At 68.5% G+C, this 18,263-nt stretch carries 19 protein-coding genes and 2 pseudogenes; 7 read left to right on the top strand and 14 right to left on the bottom strand.

Annotation, left to right across the window (positions count from 1 at the left end):
* Positions 1–2: 2 nt before the first annotated feature.
* Entirely contained in the window at positions 3–1,106 is a 1,104-nt protein-coding gene (locus PHLH3_RS24960; protein WP_173172722.1) for a two-component system response regulator, read from the top strand.
* 787 nt (positions 1,107–1,893) lie between these two features.
* Positions 1,894–2,574, top strand: coding sequence for an AraC family transcriptional regulator (locus PHLH3_RS24955; RefSeq protein WP_213626183.1), 681 nt, complete (start codon positions 1,894–1,896; stop codon positions 2,572–2,574).
* A gap of 277 nt (positions 2,575–2,851) precedes the next feature.
* On the opposite strand, the gene PHLH3_RS24950 is transcribed toward PHLH3_RS24955, so the two are convergent.
* From PHLH3_RS24950 to PHLH3_RS24940, 3 genes are all read right to left on the bottom strand, one after another.
* On the bottom strand, positions 2,852–3,499 hold the full coding sequence (locus PHLH3_RS24950) for a transglycosylase domain-containing protein (RefSeq protein ID WP_213626182.1): 648 nt from the start codon (positions 3,497–3,499) through the stop codon (positions 2,852–2,854).
* A 198-nt stretch (positions 3,500–3,697) separates the two neighbouring features.
* The gene (locus PHLH3_RS24945; protein WP_213626181.1) at positions 3,698–4,582 is read right to left on the bottom strand and encodes a sterol desaturase family protein; all 885 of its coding nucleotides are present in this window, start codon (positions 4,580–4,582) and stop codon (positions 3,698–3,700) included.
* 168 nt (positions 4,583–4,750) lie between these two features.
* Positions 4,751–5,014 (bottom strand): YebG family protein, encoded by a 264-nt coding sequence (locus PHLH3_RS24940; RefSeq protein ID WP_213626180.1) that lies wholly within the window; start codon positions 5,012–5,014, stop codon positions 4,751–4,753.
* A gap of 269 nt (positions 5,015–5,283) precedes the next feature.
* On the opposite strand from PHLH3_RS24940, the gene PHLH3_RS24935 reads away from it, so the two are divergent.
* On the top strand, positions 5,284–5,775 hold the full coding sequence (locus PHLH3_RS24935; protein WP_173172735.1) for a phosphate-starvation-inducible PsiE family protein: 492 nt from the start codon (positions 5,284–5,286) through the stop codon (positions 5,773–5,775).
* Positions 5,776–5,797: 22 nt separating this feature from the next.
* On the opposite strand, the gene PHLH3_RS24930 is transcribed toward PHLH3_RS24935, so the two are convergent.
* The 4 genes from PHLH3_RS24930 to PHLH3_RS24915 form a co-directional block, all read right to left on the bottom strand.
* A complete protein-coding gene (locus PHLH3_RS24930; RefSeq protein ID WP_111260067.1) occupies positions 5,798–6,121 on the bottom strand; it encodes a DUF3509 domain-containing protein in 324 nt (107 codons plus the stop codon).
* A gap of 344 nt (positions 6,122–6,465) precedes the next feature.
* Positions 6,466–9,009 (bottom strand): TonB-dependent receptor, encoded by a 2,544-nt coding sequence (locus tag PHLH3_RS24925; protein ID WP_244862937.1) that lies wholly within the window; start codon positions 9,007–9,009, stop codon positions 6,466–6,468.
* A 108-nt stretch (positions 9,010–9,117) separates the two neighbouring features.
* Complete coding sequence (locus PHLH3_RS24920; RefSeq protein ID WP_213626179.1) at positions 9,118–10,080, bottom strand: FecR domain-containing protein; 963 nt, start codon at positions 10,078–10,080, stop codon at positions 9,118–9,120.
* Positions 10,080–10,589: a sigma-70 family RNA polymerase sigma factor gene (locus PHLH3_RS24915; protein WP_213626178.1), complete on the bottom strand. Its 510-nt coding sequence runs from the start codon at positions 10,587–10,589 to the stop codon at positions 10,080–10,082. The genes PHLH3_RS24920 and PHLH3_RS24915 overlap by 1 nt, the downstream gene beginning before the upstream one ends.
* 150 nt (positions 10,590–10,739) lie before the next feature.
* On the opposite strand from PHLH3_RS24915, the gene PHLH3_RS24910 reads away from it, so the two are divergent.
* Together PHLH3_RS24910 and PHLH3_RS24905 are read left to right on the top strand one after the other, a co-directional pair.
* The gene (locus PHLH3_RS24910) at positions 10,740–11,138 is read left to right on the top strand and encodes a PA2779 family protein (RefSeq protein ID WP_173172743.1); all 399 of its coding nucleotides are present in this window, start codon (positions 10,740–10,742) and stop codon (positions 11,136–11,138) included.
* Positions 11,138–12,093: pseudogene (locus tag PHLH3_RS24905) on the top strand (PA2778 family cysteine peptidase). The gene PHLH3_RS24910 and the pseudogene PHLH3_RS24905 overlap by 1 nt, the downstream one beginning before the upstream one ends.
* A 158-nt stretch (positions 12,094–12,251) precedes the next feature.
* On the opposite strand, the gene PHLH3_RS24900 reads toward PHLH3_RS24905, so the two are convergent.
* A complete protein-coding gene (locus PHLH3_RS24900; RefSeq protein ID WP_173172747.1) occupies positions 12,252–13,124 on the bottom strand; it encodes an AraC family transcriptional regulator in 873 nt (290 codons plus the stop codon).
* A 150-nt stretch (positions 13,125–13,274) separates the two neighbouring features.
* Between PHLH3_RS24900 and PHLH3_RS24895 the strand changes: the two genes are divergently transcribed.
* Both PHLH3_RS24895 and PHLH3_RS24890 read left to right on the top strand, forming a co-directional pair.
* Positions 13,275–14,180, top strand: a complete 906-nt coding sequence (locus PHLH3_RS24895; protein ID WP_213626177.1) for a DMT family transporter — start codon at positions 13,275–13,277, stop codon at positions 14,178–14,180.
* A complete protein-coding gene (locus tag PHLH3_RS24890) occupies positions 14,177–14,494 on the top strand; it encodes a cupin (protein WP_213626176.1) in 318 nt (105 codons plus the stop codon). Before PHLH3_RS24895 ends, PHLH3_RS24890 begins: the two co-directional genes overlap by 4 nt.
* Here the strand turns inward: PHLH3_RS24890 and PHLH3_RS24885 are convergent.
* The 6 genes and pseudogenes from PHLH3_RS24885 to PHLH3_RS24860 all read right to left on the bottom strand — a co-directional run bounded on the left by PHLH3_RS24885 (position 14,491) and on the right by PHLH3_RS24860 (position 18,214).
* Positions 14,491–14,727, bottom strand: coding sequence for a hypothetical protein (locus tag PHLH3_RS24885; protein ID WP_213626175.1), 237 nt, complete (start codon positions 14,725–14,727; stop codon positions 14,491–14,493). The genes PHLH3_RS24890 and PHLH3_RS24885 overlap by 4 nt on opposite strands.
* A 58-nt stretch (positions 14,728–14,785) precedes the next feature.
* Complete coding sequence (locus PHLH3_RS24880; RefSeq protein WP_213626174.1) at positions 14,786–15,322, bottom strand: GNAT family N-acetyltransferase; 537 nt, start codon at positions 15,320–15,322, stop codon at positions 14,786–14,788.
* Positions 15,323–15,577: 255 nt separating this feature from the next.
* Positions 15,578–16,309 (bottom strand): hypothetical protein, encoded by a 732-nt coding sequence (locus PHLH3_RS24875; RefSeq protein ID WP_213626173.1) that lies wholly within the window; start codon positions 16,307–16,309, stop codon positions 15,578–15,580.
* A gap of 202 nt (positions 16,310–16,511) precedes the next feature.
* Positions 16,512–16,832 (bottom strand): annotated as a pseudogene (locus tag PHLH3_RS24870) (hypothetical protein); the annotation flags it as partial.
* 23 nt (positions 16,833–16,855) lie between these two features.
* Positions 16,856–17,695: an SDR family oxidoreductase gene (locus tag PHLH3_RS24865; protein WP_213626172.1), complete on the bottom strand. Its 840-nt coding sequence runs from the start codon at positions 17,693–17,695 to the stop codon at positions 16,856–16,858.
* A gap of 54 nt (positions 17,696–17,749) precedes the next feature.
* Positions 17,750–18,214 (bottom strand): multidrug transporter, encoded by a 465-nt coding sequence (locus tag PHLH3_RS24860; protein WP_173172757.1) that lies wholly within the window; start codon positions 18,212–18,214, stop codon positions 17,750–17,752.
* Between the last annotated feature and the right edge of the window lie 49 nt (positions 18,215–18,263).

Raw genomic sequence — 18,263 nt, 5'->3', positions numbered from 1 at the left:
CGATGCTCAACCTGATGGATCCCGACAGCAAACCCACCCTGCTGGTGGTCGACGACACGCCGGAGAACCTCTCGCTGCTCAGCGCCCTGCTGGGGCCCCACTACCGGGTCAAGGTCGCCATCAATGGCCAGCGGGCCCTGGACATCCTCACCTCGGGCACCCGGGTGGACCTCATCCTCCTCGACGTGGTGATGCCCCACATGGACGGCTACCAGGTGATGCAGGCGCTGCAGGAAATCCCCCAGGCGCGCGGCGTGCCGGTGATCTTCCTCACCGCCCAGGTGGAGGAGAGCGCCGAGGCCCACGGGCTGGCCCTCGGCGCCGTGGACTACATCCACAAGCCCATCACCCCCGCCATCGTCCTCGCCCGGGTGCGCAACCACCTGGAGCTGAAGACCGCGCGGGACCTGCTCTACAACCAGAACGCCTACCTCGAACAGGAGGTGGAGCGGCGCACCCGGGAGAACGAGCTGATCCAGAACATCACCATCCACTCCCTCGCCTCCCTCGCCGAAACCCGCGACAACGAGACCGGCAACCACATCCTGCGCACCCAGCACTACGTGAAGCTGCTGGCGGAGGAGCTGTGCGACCACCCGCGCTTCCAGGATGAACTCACGCCCAAGACCATCGACCTGCTGTTCAAGTCCGCCCCCCTGCACGACATCGGCAAGGTCGGCGTGCCGGACCGGATCCTGCTCAAGCCCGGCAAGCTGGAGCCCGAGGAATTCGCCCAGATGAAGAACCACCCCATCCTGGGCAAGGAAGCCATCGTCCACGCCGAGGAGGCCCTGGGGGTGGAAGTGGAGTTCCTGCGCCTGGCCAAGGAGATCGCCTGCCACCACCATGAGAAATGGGACGGCAGCGGCTACCCGAGCGGGCTGGCCGGTGACGATATCCCCCTTTCCGCGCGGCTGATGGCCCTGGCCGACGTGTACGACGCGCTCATCAGCAAGCGCTGCTACAAGGCCGCCATGCCCCACGAGGACGTGGTGCCGATCATCCTCGCGGGGCGTGGCAACCACTTCGACCCGGACATCACCGACGCCTTCGCCCGCATCCACCCCCAGTTCCAGGACATCGCCCGGCGCTTCCACGACGACTAGGCCAAGGGGCTCCAGACCGCTCCCGCAGCAGGCGGCATGCCCGTAGCCCGGGGAATACCGAGCGGCACGGGTCTTCCCCGTGGGAGCGAATTCATTCGCGATCAGGCCCGACGCACGGGCCTTCGCGGTTGAAACCGCTCCCACAAAAGCGACCTGCCTAGCCCGGCTGTTTCGTCAAGATAAGGGGGGCAGACCACGCGGGGTTGACGAACCGGCGAGATGTAGACCGGCAGACCTGAGGGTCTCCCCGCGCAGTCCGCCATTGAGCTTATGTGGAGGTTTGCAGGCACAAAAGGCATACGCCGCCTTCCACATGTGCCAGTGGGCACGATGCGCCATCTCTTCGGGCCGTCAACGCCCGGTCGCGGGATTGACCGCGACCGCCGGAGGATAGGGAGGGGGTGCTACTCGAACAATCGGCCCGCCTCGGGCATTGTCCTTTCCCGCTGTGGGAAAACGCCTCAAGTCGGCCCGTATCGCCGAGCCGCCGCTGCACACCATTCCGTAGGGTGGGCTTCAGCCCACGCGGTGCCTGTGTTGGTGGGCTGAAGCGGAGCGCCGCCCGGCCCACCCTACGACGGAGCGCCATTGCTGCCGGTTGCACCGGTGTAGGGGCGAATTCATTCGCCCGTTTTTGGGCAGGGGCCGCTTCGCCGCGGTTGGCGACTGAAGTCGCCCCTACAGGGCCCCGTGATCGACGGCATCAACCCGACATCGCCGCCGGCCCTTGCCCTTGGCGCCTCGCCCCCTGAAGCTGTTCACCCCGCAACCGACAACATGTCCCCCGATGATCGAATCCCCCTGGCAAGGCGCCCTCTGGCTGGCCCGCGACTTCTGCCTGATCGACGGCGCCAATGGCGACACCCGTCCCCATGCCCATTACGCCCATCAGGTCCTCCTCGCCCGCGAGGCCCAGGTTCATCTGCGTGTGGAGGGCGAGTCGGTGAGCGGCCAGGCGGTGCTGGTGGAATCCATGCGCGAGCACGCGCTGGCCCTGCCTGGCCAGGCACTGCTGGCCGTCTATGCCGAACCCCTGGCCTTCGCTCCGCAGGCATTGCTGGCGCTGGTGGCCGAGGCCGGTACGGATCTGCAGGCCCTGGCCGAACGCCTGCTGGCCGCGCCGCGCCCGACGCTGGACGCCCGCCTGCAACGGGCCCTGGACGAGGTGGACGAACTGCTGGCCGACAAGGTCAGCGCCCAGGCCCTGGCCAGCCGCGCCTGCCTCTCCCTCAGCCAGCTGGAGCGCCTGTTCGGCGAGCAGGTCGGTCTGTCGGTCCGCCGCCTGGTGCTCTGGCGCCGGCTGCGCCTCGCCGTGCGCCTGGCGCTGGAAGGCCAGTCCCTCACCCTGGCTGCCCATGGCGCCGGCTTCGCCGACGCCGCGCACTTCTCCCGCACCATGCGCGCCACCTTCGGCATCCGCGCCGACCGCAACCTCGGCAACCTGCAACTGCGCCTGCTGGGCGACTGAAGTCGCCCCTACAGGGCACGGCGCAATCGTAGGGTGGGCTTCAGCCCACGCGGTGCTGTGTTGGTGGGCTGAAGCGGAACGCCGCCCGGCCCACCCTACGGCGAAGCCGCATTGCTGCCGGCTGCAGCGGTGTAGGGGCGAATTCATTCGCCCGCTTTTGGGCATGAGGGCCGCTGCGCTGCCCTTGGCGACTGAAGTCGCCCCTACAGGGGAACGGCGCAATCGTAGGGTGGGATTTCATGCGGTGTGATCATGGGGCTCGCGGGGTTCACCCGCTTTACGATGCGTCTGCGCTGTCCGTTACCGGTTGTCCACAGGCGGCCTCCAGGCCTGTCCGGTGGATGAGACGCTCCGAAGCCTCCGAGCCTGGGACGAAGCGTCTGGGGGCGCGAACCATCACCACCAACGCCGCCAGGTCATGGCAACCCAGCTCGCGAAGAGGGCGTTCGAAGTAGTGCAAGGCGGCCGCTTCCAGCCCCGTTCCCGCAGGTGAGAGGGCCTGTGCACTCCACAGGGCCGCCATGGCCTCGTGGTCGTAACTGATATTCAGCGACAGTTGCCATGCGATGCCATCCAGATGGCGCCACAGACTGGAGCGGTAGAGATCGTCCTTGGCCGTGATGAAACGTGCGACCAGCCCGGTGATCCTTGCGTCCGGCCCATCCAACCAATGAACAGGGGTGGGACGTGCGGGATTGCCCTGGACGTTTGCCCATACGAGGCCCCTCAGCATCCGCAGGTGCGGCGCCGGCCCCTGGTAAGGCACCAGGCTCGCATCCAGCTCCGACTTGACCGGCAGGAAACGGGTGACCACGAAGACCAGGTAGGCGCCCACCGGTATGAGCAGTAGCACGAGCAGCAGCCGGAAGAGCCAGCGTGCGCAGGCCCTGGCAATCGAGGCGGGTGTGTAGGTTCGTGTTTGCATCGTTCATCCCTGTGTACGAATGCGCATCCTAAGGGAGGTCGCCCCTACAGGGCACGGCGGAGCGCTATTGCTGCCGGCTGCAGCGGTGTAGGGGCGAATTCATTCGCCCGCTTTTGGGGTATTGGGGCCACTGCGCTGCCCTTGGCGACTGAAGTCGCCCCTACAGCCCCTACAGGCTCCTGTGTGGAGTTCGGCGGTCTATGAACGCATCAATTCCTGCGGCACTTCCGGGCTGGGGTGTTGGGCTGGGCTTTTGCGGAAGGGTTCGGCCAGTTGCGCGAGGTAGGCGTCGGGGTAGTCGGGGCGGCTGCCGATGCCCAGGTCGTCGCCGTGCATGCGGTAGTCGCTGTGGAAGGCGGTGCCGAGCAGGCGGTCCCAGATGCTGAGGAACAGGGCGAAGTTCACGTCGCCCGCGCGGCCGTACTTCATGTGGTGGAAGCGGTGCACCGGCGCCCAGGCGAACAGGTGGCGCAGGGCGCCGATGCGCATGTCGACATTGCTGTGCTGGAGCAGCAGCTGCAGGGTGATGGCCAGGGCGAGGAGGGCGGCGACCCGTTCCGGCATGCCCAGCAGCAACAGCGGCAGGGTGCCGGCCAGGGCCTCGCAGCCCAGGTGCAGCGGGTGCTTCATCAGGCCGTTGAAGCCATACATGCGTTTCACGCTGTGGTGCACGGCGTGCAGGCGCCAGAGGAAACCCACCCGGTGGCTGGCGTAGTGCATGAGGGTGATGCCCAGGTCCGCGACGATGATGGCGGCCAGCAGTTGCAGCGCCAGCGGCCAGTCACGGGGCCAGAGCCCGGCGTCGGGGAGTAGCGCCGCACTCAGGGGGATCGCCAGTATGCCGAGGCAGTTGAGCGCTTCGTTGACCACGGCGTGCAGGGCATCGCGCAGGCGGTCGTGGTGGCTGTGGTTCCAGGCCCTTTCATAGGGCATCGAGGCTTCCGCGATGAGGGAGGCGGCAACGGCGACCGGCACCAGTGCCAGCAGCCAGGGTAGCGGCAGGCGCTCGCTCATCCACAGGGCCAGGGCGAGGAAGCCGAAGAGAAAACCGGGGGCGTAGAGGCGGGCGAACACTGATCGCATGGTGGAAGCTCCTGAATATCGAGCCTCCAGCTTGGCGGCGGGCAGCCACCGGGCGCTTGAACAAACGGCGCAAGCGGCCCGCGCGTTCTTTCGCGAAGCATAAAAAAAGCCCGCTGGGGCAGCGGGCTCGGTGCAGGACGGGCATGCCTGCAATGAGGGGTGTTCGGGTCATTCCTCGGCGGGGACGGCGTCCAGTTCGGCGAGGGCATCGGGTTGGTTCTTGAAGGCGCGGGCGAAGATGTCGCGGTTGCGCGCCATGTAGATGCCCAGGTCCTCGACCTGCTGTTCACTCAGCGAAGGCACGGCCTTGTGCAGGACGTTGGCCAGGGACTCGGCCAGTTCGAGCATCTTGTCGTAACGGTCGGCTTCGGCTTTATCCATGAACAAGCGCTCCGGGTCGCGGCTGCTGCGGTACACCACTTCGACGGCCATTCATCACCTCTCACCTTTGAAATCGGTCTGTAAGATACTGGATGTGCGTACAGTATATGGGTCGGATTTCTCCGTCAACAGATGTCATTCATAGGCCATGCCAGCCACAACGTCCTGCTGCTCGTCGGCCCCTGCGACAACCTGTCTCGTGGCGTCCGGTCGCACCCGCGCATCTCATTGGGCCGGGACAGCTGGCCTTCATCCTGCAAGGTCGGATCGTCATCCCGGTGATGCACCATCGCCACCAAGACGTACCGAGGAGCTGGATCGTGAAAATCAAATGGGCTGAAGAGCTGCGCGGCAACGTGCACGGGCTGGCCGAGTCGCTGGGCAACCTGCTGGTGGAGAGCTTCCACTACCTGGCGCTGTTCGCCATCGGCGGGATCACCGCCTGGGCGGCGGTGGTGGCGTTCCTGGGGATGGTGGAGAAGGGGCACATCACGGTGGATGACATCCTGCTGTTGTTCATCTACCTGGAGCTGGGGGCGATGGTGGGGATCTACTTCAAGACCAACCACATGCCGGTGCGCTTTCTGATCTACGTGGCGATCACCGCGCTGACGCGCCTCTTGATCTCCGACGTTTCGCACCATAACCGCCCTGACGAGAGCATCGTGTATGTCTGCGGTGCGATCCTGCTGCTGGCGTTGTCGATCCTGGTGGTGCGTTTCGCCTCGTCGCGATTCCCCTCGGAGGCCAGTGACAGCGTGAACCCGAGGCGGCGCCTGCAGGTGGCGCGCGGTGGCGAAGAGGAAGCCTGAGCACGAGCGCCCGTGAGGGCGCTCAGATACCGACGGCGAGGGGGCCGGTGACTCGGCCGGGCTGGCGCTCGACCAGCGTGGGGAGGGCCTTGCCTCCCGTCATCGCGCTGAGCATTTCCCCGACGTTGTGCCCTTTTTCGATGGCGATGCCAAAACGGATGCTTTCGATCACCCGCTCCAGGCGCTTCGGATCGTTGCGCTGCGCGGGGCTGATCATGCGCCGCGCGACCACGCCGGTCTCATCGGCCAGGGTGAGCATGATGTTGCCGTCCAGGCGCTCCAGGCTGAGGTTGACCCGGTAATCGGCCTGGAAGGCGTCGGTCAGAATCTGAAAGGGGTTGTACATGGCGAGCTACCTGAGTTGTTGACGCATGGAGCGATTGACTGAGGCTGGCTCTGCAAAGTTCGATCCCATTGGACGAACGGAAAGCCGGTTTCACGACGCCTGTCGCAAACGGCCAAATCCGGGTCGTTCGGTCAGGAGTCTCCGATGAGGGGGTAGCCCGGACTTCGGTCCGGGTTCGCCGGGGATTTCCTTCCCGGGCTGAAGCCCGGGCTACGGTGCGGGCGTTCGGCTTCGTCGCGGATGAATCCGCTCCCGCAGCGGCGGTGGACCGATGAAGCGCGGTCCACCCTGCGCACCGAGGGCGATGCCGCCCGGACTTCAGTCCGGGGGCGGGGCCAGGCGGCTCAGAACTCGACGCTGTAGCTCAGGCTGTAGGTGCGGCCACGGCCGTGGTAGTCGAACAGGTCGGCGGTGGCGTTGGTGCCGTAGAACACCTGGGCGCGCTGGCCCCAGACTGTGGTGTAGTCCTTGTCCAGCAGGTTCTGGATGCCGAAATTCAGCGTGCCCACCGGCAGCGCCTGGCTGCCCAGCAGGTCGAAGGTGGTGTAGCCGTCGATCCTGTGGTCGTTGCCGTCGAAGGTGCCGCTGGCCAGGACGTTGCCGTCGTCGCTGAGGTTGAAGCTGCGCACGGCCTGCAGGCGCAGGCTGGTCTCGCCGTCCTGCCAGCCGGCGAAGGCGGTGAGCTTGGATGGGCTGGCGGCGGTGACGTCCTGCTTCTGCCAGCGCTGGGCGATCTTCTGCTGGGAGCGGATGGCCAGGGCGCTGGTGCCGATCTGCCAGTTGTCGTCCAGCCAGTAGGTGGCCTGGCCCTCCAGGCCGTAGTTGCGCTTCTTGTTGTCCAGCTGCTCCACCAGCAGGGTGGTGCGGTTGTAGGTGATGCTCTTGTCCGACCAGGCGTAGAAGGCCGCCAGCTGGGCGTCCAGGCCGTCGGCGTAGTGGCGCCAGCCGAGCTCCACCTGCTTGGTCTTGATGCCGTCCAGGGCCGAGTCCTCGACGTTGACGTGGCGGCCCAGGGTCCAGTGGTTGCCCACCAGGGTGTAGCTGCCCTGGCCGTAGTACTTGGCCGGGTCGGGCAACTCGAAGCCCTCGGAGTAGTTGGCCCAGAGCTGCTGCGCCTTGCTCAGCTTGTAGACGGCGCCGACGTTGTAGAGGTCCACCTGGTAGTCCTTCGAGCCGCCGGGCACGGCGTCGGCGCTGGTGCCGTTGCCCTTGCTGATCTGGATCTGCTGGGCGGCGGCGACGAAGGAGCCGACGTCGTTGCCGATGCGCTGGTGGCGCACCCCGGCGGACAGGGTCAGGTCGTCGGTGGCCTTCCAGCTGGCTTGGGCGAACAGCGACTTGCTGTCGGTGTCGATGCCCGGGTAGCGGCCGACGCGGGCGTACTCGTCGGCCACCAGCCCGCCGGTGTTGGCGGCGGTATCGAGGTTGAACAGGGCCTGGTCGGAGTCGAAGCTCTCCCACTCGAAGTCGGCGCCGTAGGTCAGGCTGACGCGGTCCCATTCCTTGACCAGCACGGACTTGAGGCCGAAGAAGTCGGTGTCCTGCTGCGAGGCGGAATAGTAGGAGCGGTTGGCGTCGATGGCACCGCTGGCGAAGGTGATGGAAGGGTAGGGCTGGAAGGCCATTTCCTCGCTGCGGTAGTAGGCCTGCAGGTAGAAGTCGTGGCCGAGCACTTCCGGCACGTGCCAGGTGGCGTTGAACTGCTGGCGCTCGGTGTGCGGTTCGCGGTCGAAGCTGGCGCCGCCTTCCACCTCGAAGGGCGTCTGGCCGCGCAGGCCCTGGAAGTTGCGCCCCAGGTTCACGCCCTTCTCGCCGTCGTAGCCGGAGTCGTACCACTGCATGCCCAGGTTCAGGGTCTGGCCGTTGTCGAAGGCGAAGTCCAGGCTGCCCATCACGTCCACCGCCTGGTTGTACTGCAGGTCGGTCTGGGTGATGTCGAGCATCACCTGGTCGCCGTTGCCGTCGTAGGCGGCGCCGTTCTTCTGGTAGGCCACCGAGACGCGGCCCTTGACCTGCTCGCTGCCGCCGCTGACCGACTGGGCCATGCGCCAGTCGTGGTCCTGGTGGGTCTCGAAGCCGCTGCGCACGCCGATTTCGCTGGTGAAGCGCGCCTCGCCCGCCTCGGCGCGCTTGGTGACGATGTTGATGATGCCGCCGGTGGCGCCGCCGCCGTACACGGCACTGGCGCCGGAGAGCACTTCGATGCGCTCGATGTTGAACGGGTCGATGGAGTCGAACTGGCGGCTGATGCCCCGGGAGCTGTTCAGCGACACGCCGTCGATCATCACCAGGGCGCTGCGGCCGCGCATGTTCTGGCCGTAGTTGGTGCGGCCCTGGGGACCGATGTCCATGCCGGGGATCAATTGGCCGAGGGCTTCCTTGAAAGGCACGCCGGCCTTGGTCTGCTCCTGCAGCTGCTGGCTGTCGATTACCCACACGGTGCCCGGCAGCTCGCTGATGCTCACCGGCGCGCGGGAGCCGATCACCACCTGGCGGTCGATCTCCAGCGTCGCGCCGTCGGAGGCGGTGTGCAGGCTGAAGCCGCCTTCGGCGGACTCGGCGCGCAGGCCGCTGCCGGCGAGCAGGTGGTCGAGGCCCTCGGCCACGGCGAACTCGCCCTTCAGGCCCTGGGTGCTGCGGCCCTGGGTCAGCTCCGGGCTGAAGGCCAGCAGCACGCCGGCTTCGCGGCCGAAGCGGTTGAGCGCGGGCTCCAGGGCGCCGGCCGGGATGTCGAAGGCCTGGCGCTGGTCGGCACCGATCACCGCATCCTGGGCGCCGGCGACGGTGGGCAGCCCTGCGGCGGCCAGGCTCAGGCCCAGCAGCAGCGGTTGCAGGGCGCGGGCCAGGGGCGTGCGGGTGAAGCGGCGGAGGGTCGGGTCGGCGTTCATGGCGGCACTCGTCGAGAGAGGGAAAGGGGGTTCTGCCTTCCCTGTCACGCGAGGCCGGGAAAAAGGTTCAGGTCGGTGGAGATTTTTTTCACAGGGCCGGTGCGCGGCTCAGGAGGCGGCCCTGGGGTGCACGCTGATCCAGTAGCGGGTGACGCTGCGCACCTCCACCGGCAGGGTGCGCGGCAGCAGGGCGAGGATGCTGTCGGTGTGGTCCAGCGGGTAGGTGCCGGAGAGGCGCAGGTCGGCGATGGCCGGGTCGCAGCCGATGCGCCCGTGGCGGTAGCGGCCGAGTTCGGCGAGGAAGTCGCCCAGGCGCATGGAACTGGCCACCAGCATGCCGTTGATCCAGGCCACGCTGTTCTCGTCCACCGCCTGGGCCGCCCCGCTGCCACGGGCGTCCAGGTCCAGGCGCTGGCCGGGGTGCAACGCCAGGCGCTGGCCATGGCTGAACACCTGGGCATCGCCGGCGAACAGGCTGACCTGGCTGCGGCTGTCCTGCAGGCGCACGGCGAGGCGACCGCCGTTGAGCAGGACCAGACCCTGGGGCGTTTCCACCCGCAGCGGGCGTGCCTCGTCCACCGCGTCCACCAGCATCTCGCCCTGGCGCAGGTGCAGCAGGCGCTGGCGGGCGTCGAAGCGGATGTCCAGCGCGCTGTCGGTGTTCAGCGACAGGGTCGAGCCATCGTCCAGGGTCAGGTGGCGGCGCTCGCCCACGGCGGTGCTCTGGTCGGCGCGTAGCGCCAGCATCGGGGCGCTGTCCCGCATCGCCAGGGCGCCACCACCGGCGATCACCAGCAGGGTGAGCAGCTTCAGGGCCTCGCGCCGGCCGCGTGAGGCCGGGGCATCCAGGGCGGCGAGGGCGGTGGGCGTGTTCAACCCGCGCAGGCCCCGGTTGACCGACTCGATGCGCTGCCAGGCGCGTTCGTGCTCCGGGTCGGCGGCGCGCCAGCGTTGCCAGTCGTCCTGGCGCTGGCGCGAGGGCGTGCCGTCCTGCAGCTCCACCAGCCACTGCACCGCCTGGGCGGCGACGGCGGGGGCGATGCGTGGCTCGCCGCTCTTGCGCAGGGCCATCAGAGGCACTCCGCGAAGTAGCAGCGCTCGGCGGCCTTGGCCATGTAGCGCTTGACGCTGGAGAGGGAGAGGCCGAGCTGCTCGGCGATCTCGGCGTAGGTGCAGCCGTCCACCTGGGCCAGCAGGAAGACCTGCTTGGCCTGGGGCGGCAGGCCGTCGAGCAGGCGGTCCAGCTCCACCAGGGTCTCCAGGATGATGGCGCGGGCCTCCTCGCTGGGGGCCTCGTCCTCCGGCAGCGCGGCGAGGGCCAGCAGGTAGGCGCGCTCGATGTCCTGGCGACGGTAGTGGTTGGCCAGCACGCGCTTGGCGAGGGTCGTGAGGAAGGCCCGGGGTTCGAGGATGCGGTGCGCCTCGCGCCCCAGCAGCACCTTGAGGAAGGTGTCCTGGGCCAGGTCGGCGGCACTCTGCGGGCAGCCGAGCTTGCGTTGCAGCCAGTGCCGGAGCCAGCCGCTGTGGTCGCTGTAGAGCTTGTGCAACGCCTGCTCGGGGGCGGCCTGGCTGCTGGTCAAGGAGGGCTCCGGAAGGGGGATTCGGGAATGGATCAAATAGGAATGCTTCGCATTCTATTTGTGCCGTGGCCGTTGCGCAATCGGCGGGTGGAACCCGGGAAGCGAGGCGCGGGTCAATCGATCACAACAACTCGATCCAGGAGAACCACCATGCTCAGTCCCGCCACCCATCGCCGACTCGCCGCCGTGCTGGTCGCCAGCCAACTCACCTTCTTCGCCCAGGTGCCGCTGGCCCAGGCCGCCATGATCGGCACGCCCCAGGCGTTGCAGGAACAGCAGCAACAGGTCGACCGCGCGCAGCTGCGCGGCATGCTCGACAACCAGGACGTGCAGAAGAAGCTGCAGGAATACGGCGTGCCCCGCGAGCAGGTGGAGGCGCGCATCAACAGCCTCACCCCGGCCGAGCTGGCGCAGTTCAACCAGCAGCTGCAGCAGGAGCCCGCCGGCGCCGGCGTGGTCGGCATCATCGTGCTGTTCCTGGTGATCTTCATCATCACCGACATGCTCTGCGCCACGGACATCTTCAGCTTCATCAAGTGCATCCGTTGATGCGCGTGCTGCGGCCGGGGCTCCTCGCCCTGGCCGTACTGCTCACCGGTTGCGCCAGCGGCCCGCTGCTGCCCCCGCAGAGCGAGCGGCTGCCCGAGCGCATCGAGCTGGCGGACGTGCCCTTCTACCCGCAGGAGGACTACCAGTGCGGCCCGGCTGCGCTGGCCACGGTGCTGGTGCACCGCGGCGTGGCGACCTCGCCGGAGGCGCTGGTGCCCAAGGTCTACCTGCCCGAGCGGCGCGGCAGCCTCAAGCTGGAACTGGTGGCCGCAGCGCGGCAGAGCGGCATGCTGGTCTACCCGCTGCAACACAGCCTGGATGCCCTGCTGGCCCAGGTGGCGGCGGGCAACCCGGTGCTGGTGATGCAGAACCTCGGCCTCGACTGGTACCCGCAATGGCACTTCGCGGTGGTGGTCGGCTACGACCGCGCCAAGGACGAGCTGGTGCTGCGCTCGGCCACCACACGGCGCTGGGTCACCGACCTGCGCAGTTTCGATCGCACCTGGGCGCGCGCCGAGCGCTGGGCCGTGGTGACCCTGCCCCCGAGCAACTGCCGGCCGAGCCGCGCCTGGAGGCCTGGATGCAGGGCGCCAGCGACCTGGAACAGACCGGCCAGCGCGAGCGTGCCGAACGGGCCTATCTCACGGCTTCCGGGCACTGGTACCGCGAGCCCTTGCCGTTGTTCGCCCTGGCCAACGCGCGCTACACCGAGGGCGACCGCGAGGGCGCGGAGAAGGCCCTGCGCCAGAGCATCACCCGCAAGCCGGACTACGCCCTGGGCTGGTTCAACCTCTCCGAGCTGCTGGCCGAGCGCGGCTGCCCGGGCCAGGCCGAGCAGGCCCGCGCCTGCGCCCGCCAACTGGCTCCCGACGATGCGCGCATGGCCGCGCCGCTGGGTGCCGGAGCCAAGGCCGGCGGCCGTTGCGAAGCCGTGCCGGCATGCGGGGGGCAATGATCTCGTTGTAGGGGCGAATTCATTCGCCCGGCGGCGTCCCTTCATCGCTCAGTGGATGGGGCGTCTTCTTCGATGCGCGCGCCGTATTACGTGGCACCCGTAGGATGGGTAGAGCCCCGCGAAACCCATCACCTCGGTGTCACAAGGAGGCTCATCACTCACCCCATCGCTGCCCGGTATTCACCGGGCGTACCACCGACCGCGCTGCGGAAGCGGTTGCTGAAGTGGCTGGCGCTGGCGAAGCCGCAGGCGAGGGCGACGTCGCCCAGGGGCAGGGCGGTGCGGGCCAGCAGGTGGCGGGCGTGGGCCAGGCGGCGGGCGAGGACGTACTGGTGCGGCGGCAGGCCGAAGCTTTCGCGGAACATCCGCGCGAAGTGGTATTCCGAGAGCGCCGAGAAGGCCGCCAGTTCGCCCAGGCTCAGCGGCTCGGCCAGGTGTTCGTCGATGTAGTCCATCAGCCGCTTGCGCACGGCCGGGGCGAGGCCGCCCTTGAGCTGCGGGCCCTGGCGCAGGCCGACCTGGGTGAGCAGGGTGTGGCCGAGCATCTCGTGGGCGAGGCTGCTGGTGAGCATGCGCTCGCCGGGTTCGTTCCAGTCCAGGCGGATCAGGCGGTGGAAGCGTGCGGCCTGCTCGGCGTCGTCGAGGAAGGTCGCTTCGCGCATCTCCAGCTCGCGCGGTTCGCGGTCCAGCAGGGTCACGGCGGCGTGGGCGAATTGCGCCGGGGCGATGTACAGGTGCGCCAGGCGGATCTCGCCGTTGATCACCCAGGAGGACTCGTGCCCGGCAGGGAGGATGCACAGCTTGTCGGGGGCGCCCTTGGTGTCCGGGCGCTCGCGGCGGAAGGTGCCGGTGCCGCCGGCCAGGTAGCACGACAGCGTGTGCAGGCGGGTGCCCTGGTAGTCGCGGGCGTCGTGGTGGTTGCTCCACAGCGCCGCGCCCATGCCATCGCCCAGTTCGGCGGCATGCTCAAGACGGGCATGGGGCGAGCTGGCGAGTGACTGGAAGACCTGGTTCTGCAGGAGTGAGGACATGCTCGGGGCAACCGCGGGGCTTGGGTGTTCATGCTAGCGCGGGCGCCCGCGCGACGCAGCGGGGCGGCGCAGATAAGCGCAAGTTTTTGCAAGCGCGCCGACGGGCTGCGCGGGAGACTGGCCACACGACGCACCGCCCGGATGACCGCCATGAATCTCTCGCTGTACCTGCTCACCGTCCTGATCTGGGGCACCACCTGGATCGCCATCAAGCTGCAGATGGGCGAGGTGGCCATTCCCGTTTCCATCGCCTACCGCTTCGCCCTGGCCGCCGTGGTGTTGTTCGCCATCCTGTTGCTCAGCCGCCGCCTGCAGAAGCTCGACGGTCGCGCGCAGGCGATCTGTCTGGCCCAGGGTCTGTGCCTGTTCTGCGTCAACTTCATGTGCTTCTACACCGCCAGCCAGTGGATCCCCAGCGGGCTGATCGCCGTGGTGTTCTCCACCGCCACCCTGTGGAACGCCTTGAATGCGCGGGTGTTCTTCGGCCAGCGCATCGCCGCCAACGTGCTGGCCGGCGGCGGGCTCGGCCTGGCCGGGCTGGCGCTGCTGTTCTGGCCCGAACTGGCCGGCCACCAGGCCAGCCGCGAAACCTGGCTGGGCCTCGGCCTGGCGCTGCTGGGCACGCTGTGCTTCTCCGCCGGCAACATGCTCTCCAGCCTGCAGCAGAAGGCCGGCTACCGGCCGCTGACCACCAATGCCTGGGGCATGTTCTACGGCGCCTCGCTGCTGGCCCTGGGGTGCCTGGTCAGCGGCACGCCCTTCGCCATGGAGTGGAACACGCGCTACGTCGGCTCGCTGCTGTACCTGGCGATCCCCGGCTCGGTGATCGGCTTCACCGCCTACCTGACCCTGGTGGGGCGCATGGGGCCGGAGCGCGCGGCCTACTGCACGGTGCTGTTCCCGGTGGTGGCGCTGAACATCTCGGCCTTCGCCGAAGGCTATGCCTGGACCGCCCCGGCGCTGCTCGGCCTGGTACTGGTGATGGCCGGCAACCTGCTGGTGTTCCGCAAGCCGAAGACGCCGGTGGCCGCCGCGCCCCTGGGGAGCCGCGCATGAGCCAGCGCGTGGTCCGCAGTCGCGCGTTCACCGCCGAGCGTGCCTGGGGCGCGCTGGACATCGCCAACCTCGACGGCACCACGGTGCGCCTGCACTGGACCGACCAGCCGTACATCTGGCACGTCAACGACGGCAGCGAAGTCTTCGTGGTGCTCGATGGCGAGGTGGAGATGCGCTACCGCGAGGGCGGCGAGGAACACGCGGTGCTGCTGGGCGTGGGCGACCTGTTCCATGCAGGGCCCGGTTGCGAGCACGTGGCGCACCCCCGCGGGGTGGCGCGCATCCTGGCGGTGGAGCGCGAAGGCAGCGTCTAGCTCGCTTCGTCGGCCTTCTTCGCCCCGCGCATGTTCATCGCTGCCAGGCACAGTTGCAGCACGATCAGCGCCCAGGCCTGGGCATGCAGGCCCCAGGTTATCCACAGCGCGTTGCTGGCCAGGAACACCCAGAAACCCAGGTGGCGTCGTGTCGGCTGCTTCGAGCCGATCAGCCAGGCGGCGGCCACGGTGACCAGCATGGCCGGCCATTGCAGCAGGTCGAGATAGTCCATCGGATCCCCCCTAGTTCTCTTTTTAGTGAGGCGGGGAGGGCGACGGTTCCAACGTTTTTCAGGTCTCCAGGGGCTGGCTGAAGAACAGTGCGACTTCCTCGGGCGCGGTCTCGCGCGGGTCATAGAGCGCGGTGTTCAGGCCGCTGAAGGCGAAGCCGGATTTCAGGTAGAAGCCGATGGCGGGGTGGTTGCTGCTCTGGGTCTCCAGCCACAGGCAGCGCGCGCCGCTGCTGCGGGCGAACGCCGTGGCCTGGTCCAGCAACCGCCGGCCCAGTCCCCGGCCCTTGCAGGCCGGCGCGACGAACAGCGCGCTCAACTCGGCGCTGCGGTTCCACTCGTCCAGTCGCACGCAGGCGAACCCGGCCAGGCTGCCGTCCGCAGCTTCGGCGGCGACGGTGAAGTCCGCGTTCTCCACATCCTCGGCGAACCCCTCGGCGTCGTAGCGCTTGCGAAAGGGCTCGGCGCGGCGTTCCTCGACCAGTGCAAAGGCCAGGTCCTGCCGCTCCACGCGGTAGATGACAGAGGTGTCGTAGCCGGCCTCGAAGGCACTCAGGGCTTTGGCATCGCGGGGCAGTTCGAGGGGGCGCAGGTGCATGGTGTCCGTTCCTTTGGTGAGAGGGAGGATTCTAGTGGGGGCGGCTTCCCAGCGGTGCTTGACCGGGCATCGCATGGTGGATGCAAAGAGCGGCATCCACCCTACACACCGGTGAAGCCCGTGGAGGGATGGACGTAGGTTGGCGCCGAGCGCAGCGAGGCCCAACGGGCGGGGGGGCGGGATCGCTGCGTTCGGCTTCGTGCCTCAGCGGAGCGCCGCCCGGGCCAACCTACGGGGCGTGCCTTGGAGGAGAGCTCAGTCCAGCAGGCAGGCGAGCAGGTCGGGCGGCACCTGGGGGGCTTCGCGCAGGAACAGCTCATGGATCAGCGCGTAGCGCTGGCCTTTCGGGGTGGCGCCGACGTAATAGCTCGCCACCGAGTAGCCTTGGCCGGCGGGCTCGAGGAGGAAGCTCATGGGACCAAGGCGCTCGTATTCGGCCTCCACCAGCAGCCAGCCATTACGGTGGGCCAGCCTGTTCAGGCGCTTCATCGCGACCTTCTGCTGGCCATCCTCGGCGAGGCGTTGCTCGATGGCTGCGAATGCCTGGGTGTAGGCGCTCGGTGACTCACGGCGAGGGCAGGTGGGGTCGGGCGGCGGTGGCGGTGCCTTCTCGGCGATGACCCACTCGGGCTCGTGGCTCCGTCCCTTGCGTGGCTCCGTGCTGATCAGGCCCATGTAGAGCGTCGAGGCGTCGTCACCGAGGGTCACGATCTCCTGGCGGCTGGCCAGCAGCGTGCCGTCGTGGGCCTTGCAGTCGACGCGGACGGTGTACAGGTCGGAGCCGAATGGCGACACCATCATGCCGTCGTAAAAGGTGGCCTCATGGATCTCTGACGAGGATGACTTCCCCGTCGAGTTTCGAATGAAGGACTCGCATGTGGAGCGCGCGAACAACCGGGGTTCGATGGTGCCTTCCACTGTGACAATGGCATCGCACCCCGCGAGCATCGCGGCCACCAGCGCCAGCGCCGTCAGTCTTCCCTGCATTTTGCCGCTCCTTGTCCACCGACGGGCTTGCCGGCAGGTCGCGTTTATAGCCTGAGGCCGTGATGCTCGGGAAGAGCCCGTTGGTGGATGCGAAGAGCGGCACTCACCCTACGCAACGGTGAAGCCCGTGGAGGGATGGACGTAGGTTGGCGCCGAGCGCAGCGAGGCCCAACGGCGCGGGGTCAGCGGCGGGGGGGAGGGTGAGCCAGGCGAGGACGGGGTAGCAGAGGTAGTGCAGGAAGAACAGGAAGACGGCCATGGGGCTGGGTTGGTCCTGCAGGGTCATCATGCCGAGCAGGCCGAGGTAGAGGACGCCGAGCAGGGCGCCGTAGCCGAGGAGGATGCGCCAGGCCTCGCCGCGGCTGGGCGCGCGGCGCTGGATGAGGCGGAAGGCCCCGGCGAGCAGCAGGGCGACGGCGCCGGCGATGATCAGGGTGGCGAGCAGGCCGCCGACCTTGACCAGGCTGCGCAGGGCGAGGTTGAGCGCCATCGCCAGCACGACGCCGCCGATGGCGTAGCGCATCGGGAAGGCGGGGCGCGGGTCGTTCACGGGCGCTCCAGGGCGACGTCGAGGCCGAAGCGCTTCTTCAGCACCGACTCCAGCAGGCCCTTGGGCAGCAGCGCGGCGAGCAGCGGCAGGGCACGGCTGCCGTTGCCCAGGCGCAGCAGGCGTGGACGCGGGTGGCGCTGGGCGGCGGCGAGCAGGTCGCGGGCGAATTCGGTGGCGGGGGTGGGGTTGTCCTGGGAGGCCTTGGCACGGGCGCGGATGCCGTCGCGGATCGGCCACCAGGGCGAGCCTTCGGCGATCACGGCCTCGGCCTCGCGGCTGGCGTTGGCGCCGAAGCTGGAGGCGATGGCGCCGGGTTGCACTTCCATCACGTCGATGCCGAAGGGGGCGAGTTCCAGGCGCAGGGCGTCGGAGAGGGCGTGCACGGCGGCCTTGGAGGCGCAGTAGGCGCCGGCGAAGGGGGTGACCAGCACGCCGGAGACGCTGCCGATGTTGACCACCAGGCCGCGACTGGCGCGCAGCACGGGGAAGCAGGCGCGGGTCAGGCCGATGAGGGAGAAGACATTGGTCTCGAACTGCCGGCGCAGGGCGTCGGTGCCGCCGTCGAGCAGCGGGCCCATGGCGCCGTAGCCGGCGTTGTTGACCAGCACGTCGAGGCGGCCGATCTCCCGTTGCAGGCGCTCGCCCAGCTGCGCCACCGCGGCCTCGTCGTTGACGTCCAGCTGCACGCCGGTGAAGCCGGCGACGTTCAGGGCGTCGACGTCATTGGCCTTGCGCGCGCAGGCCCAGACGCTGTAGCCGGCCTGCTTGAAGGCATCGGCCAGGGCGCGGCCGATGCCACTGGAGCAGCCGGTGATGAGGGCGACGGGTTGGCTCATTGCTGGGTTCCTTGTTGGTCTTGTTGTGATGGAGGCGGGACGGCGGTTCGCGTATCAGTCAGCGAATCTGCCATGTAATCGCTCGGCGCGGAACTCCAGGGTCTGCGGGCGGTAGCCGCTGCGCAGCGGCGGCACGGGCAGGCAGTGGCTCCAGTCGGCGCCGGCCTGAAGGCGCGGCGGGCCGAGTGAGCGTTCGGCATCGAAGGCCGACTGGGTGAGGTTGATGGCGTCGCCCGGACGGTAGGCCTGGATCACCCAGGCGAGGTCCAGCAGGGTGGTGCTGCTGCCGTTGTGCACGCGGATCTGCAGCGGGCGGTCGGCGGGGCACGCGTCGGGGGCGTAGGCGACGCGGACGTCGAGCAGGGCCAGCTGGCGGTCCACCACGCGCTCTTCCCAGAGCACCCAGGCGGCGACCAGGCCGATGCCGAGCACGGCGACCAGCGAGATGGGCAGGGCCTTGGCGGGTTGGCGGATGACCAGGATCAGCCAGGTCAGGGTGAGGATCGCACCGATCAGCATGGGGACGCCCGTGGGGATTGGAGGGGCTCAATGCTAGCGCATTACGCCG

The sequence above is a fragment of the Pseudomonas sp. Pc102 genome (genome assembly GCF_018408275.1).
Classification (GTDB): domain Bacteria; phylum Pseudomonadota; class Gammaproteobacteria; order Pseudomonadales; family Pseudomonadaceae; genus Metapseudomonas; species Metapseudomonas tohonis.
This window is presented reverse-complemented; position numbering and strand designations above follow the sequence as displayed.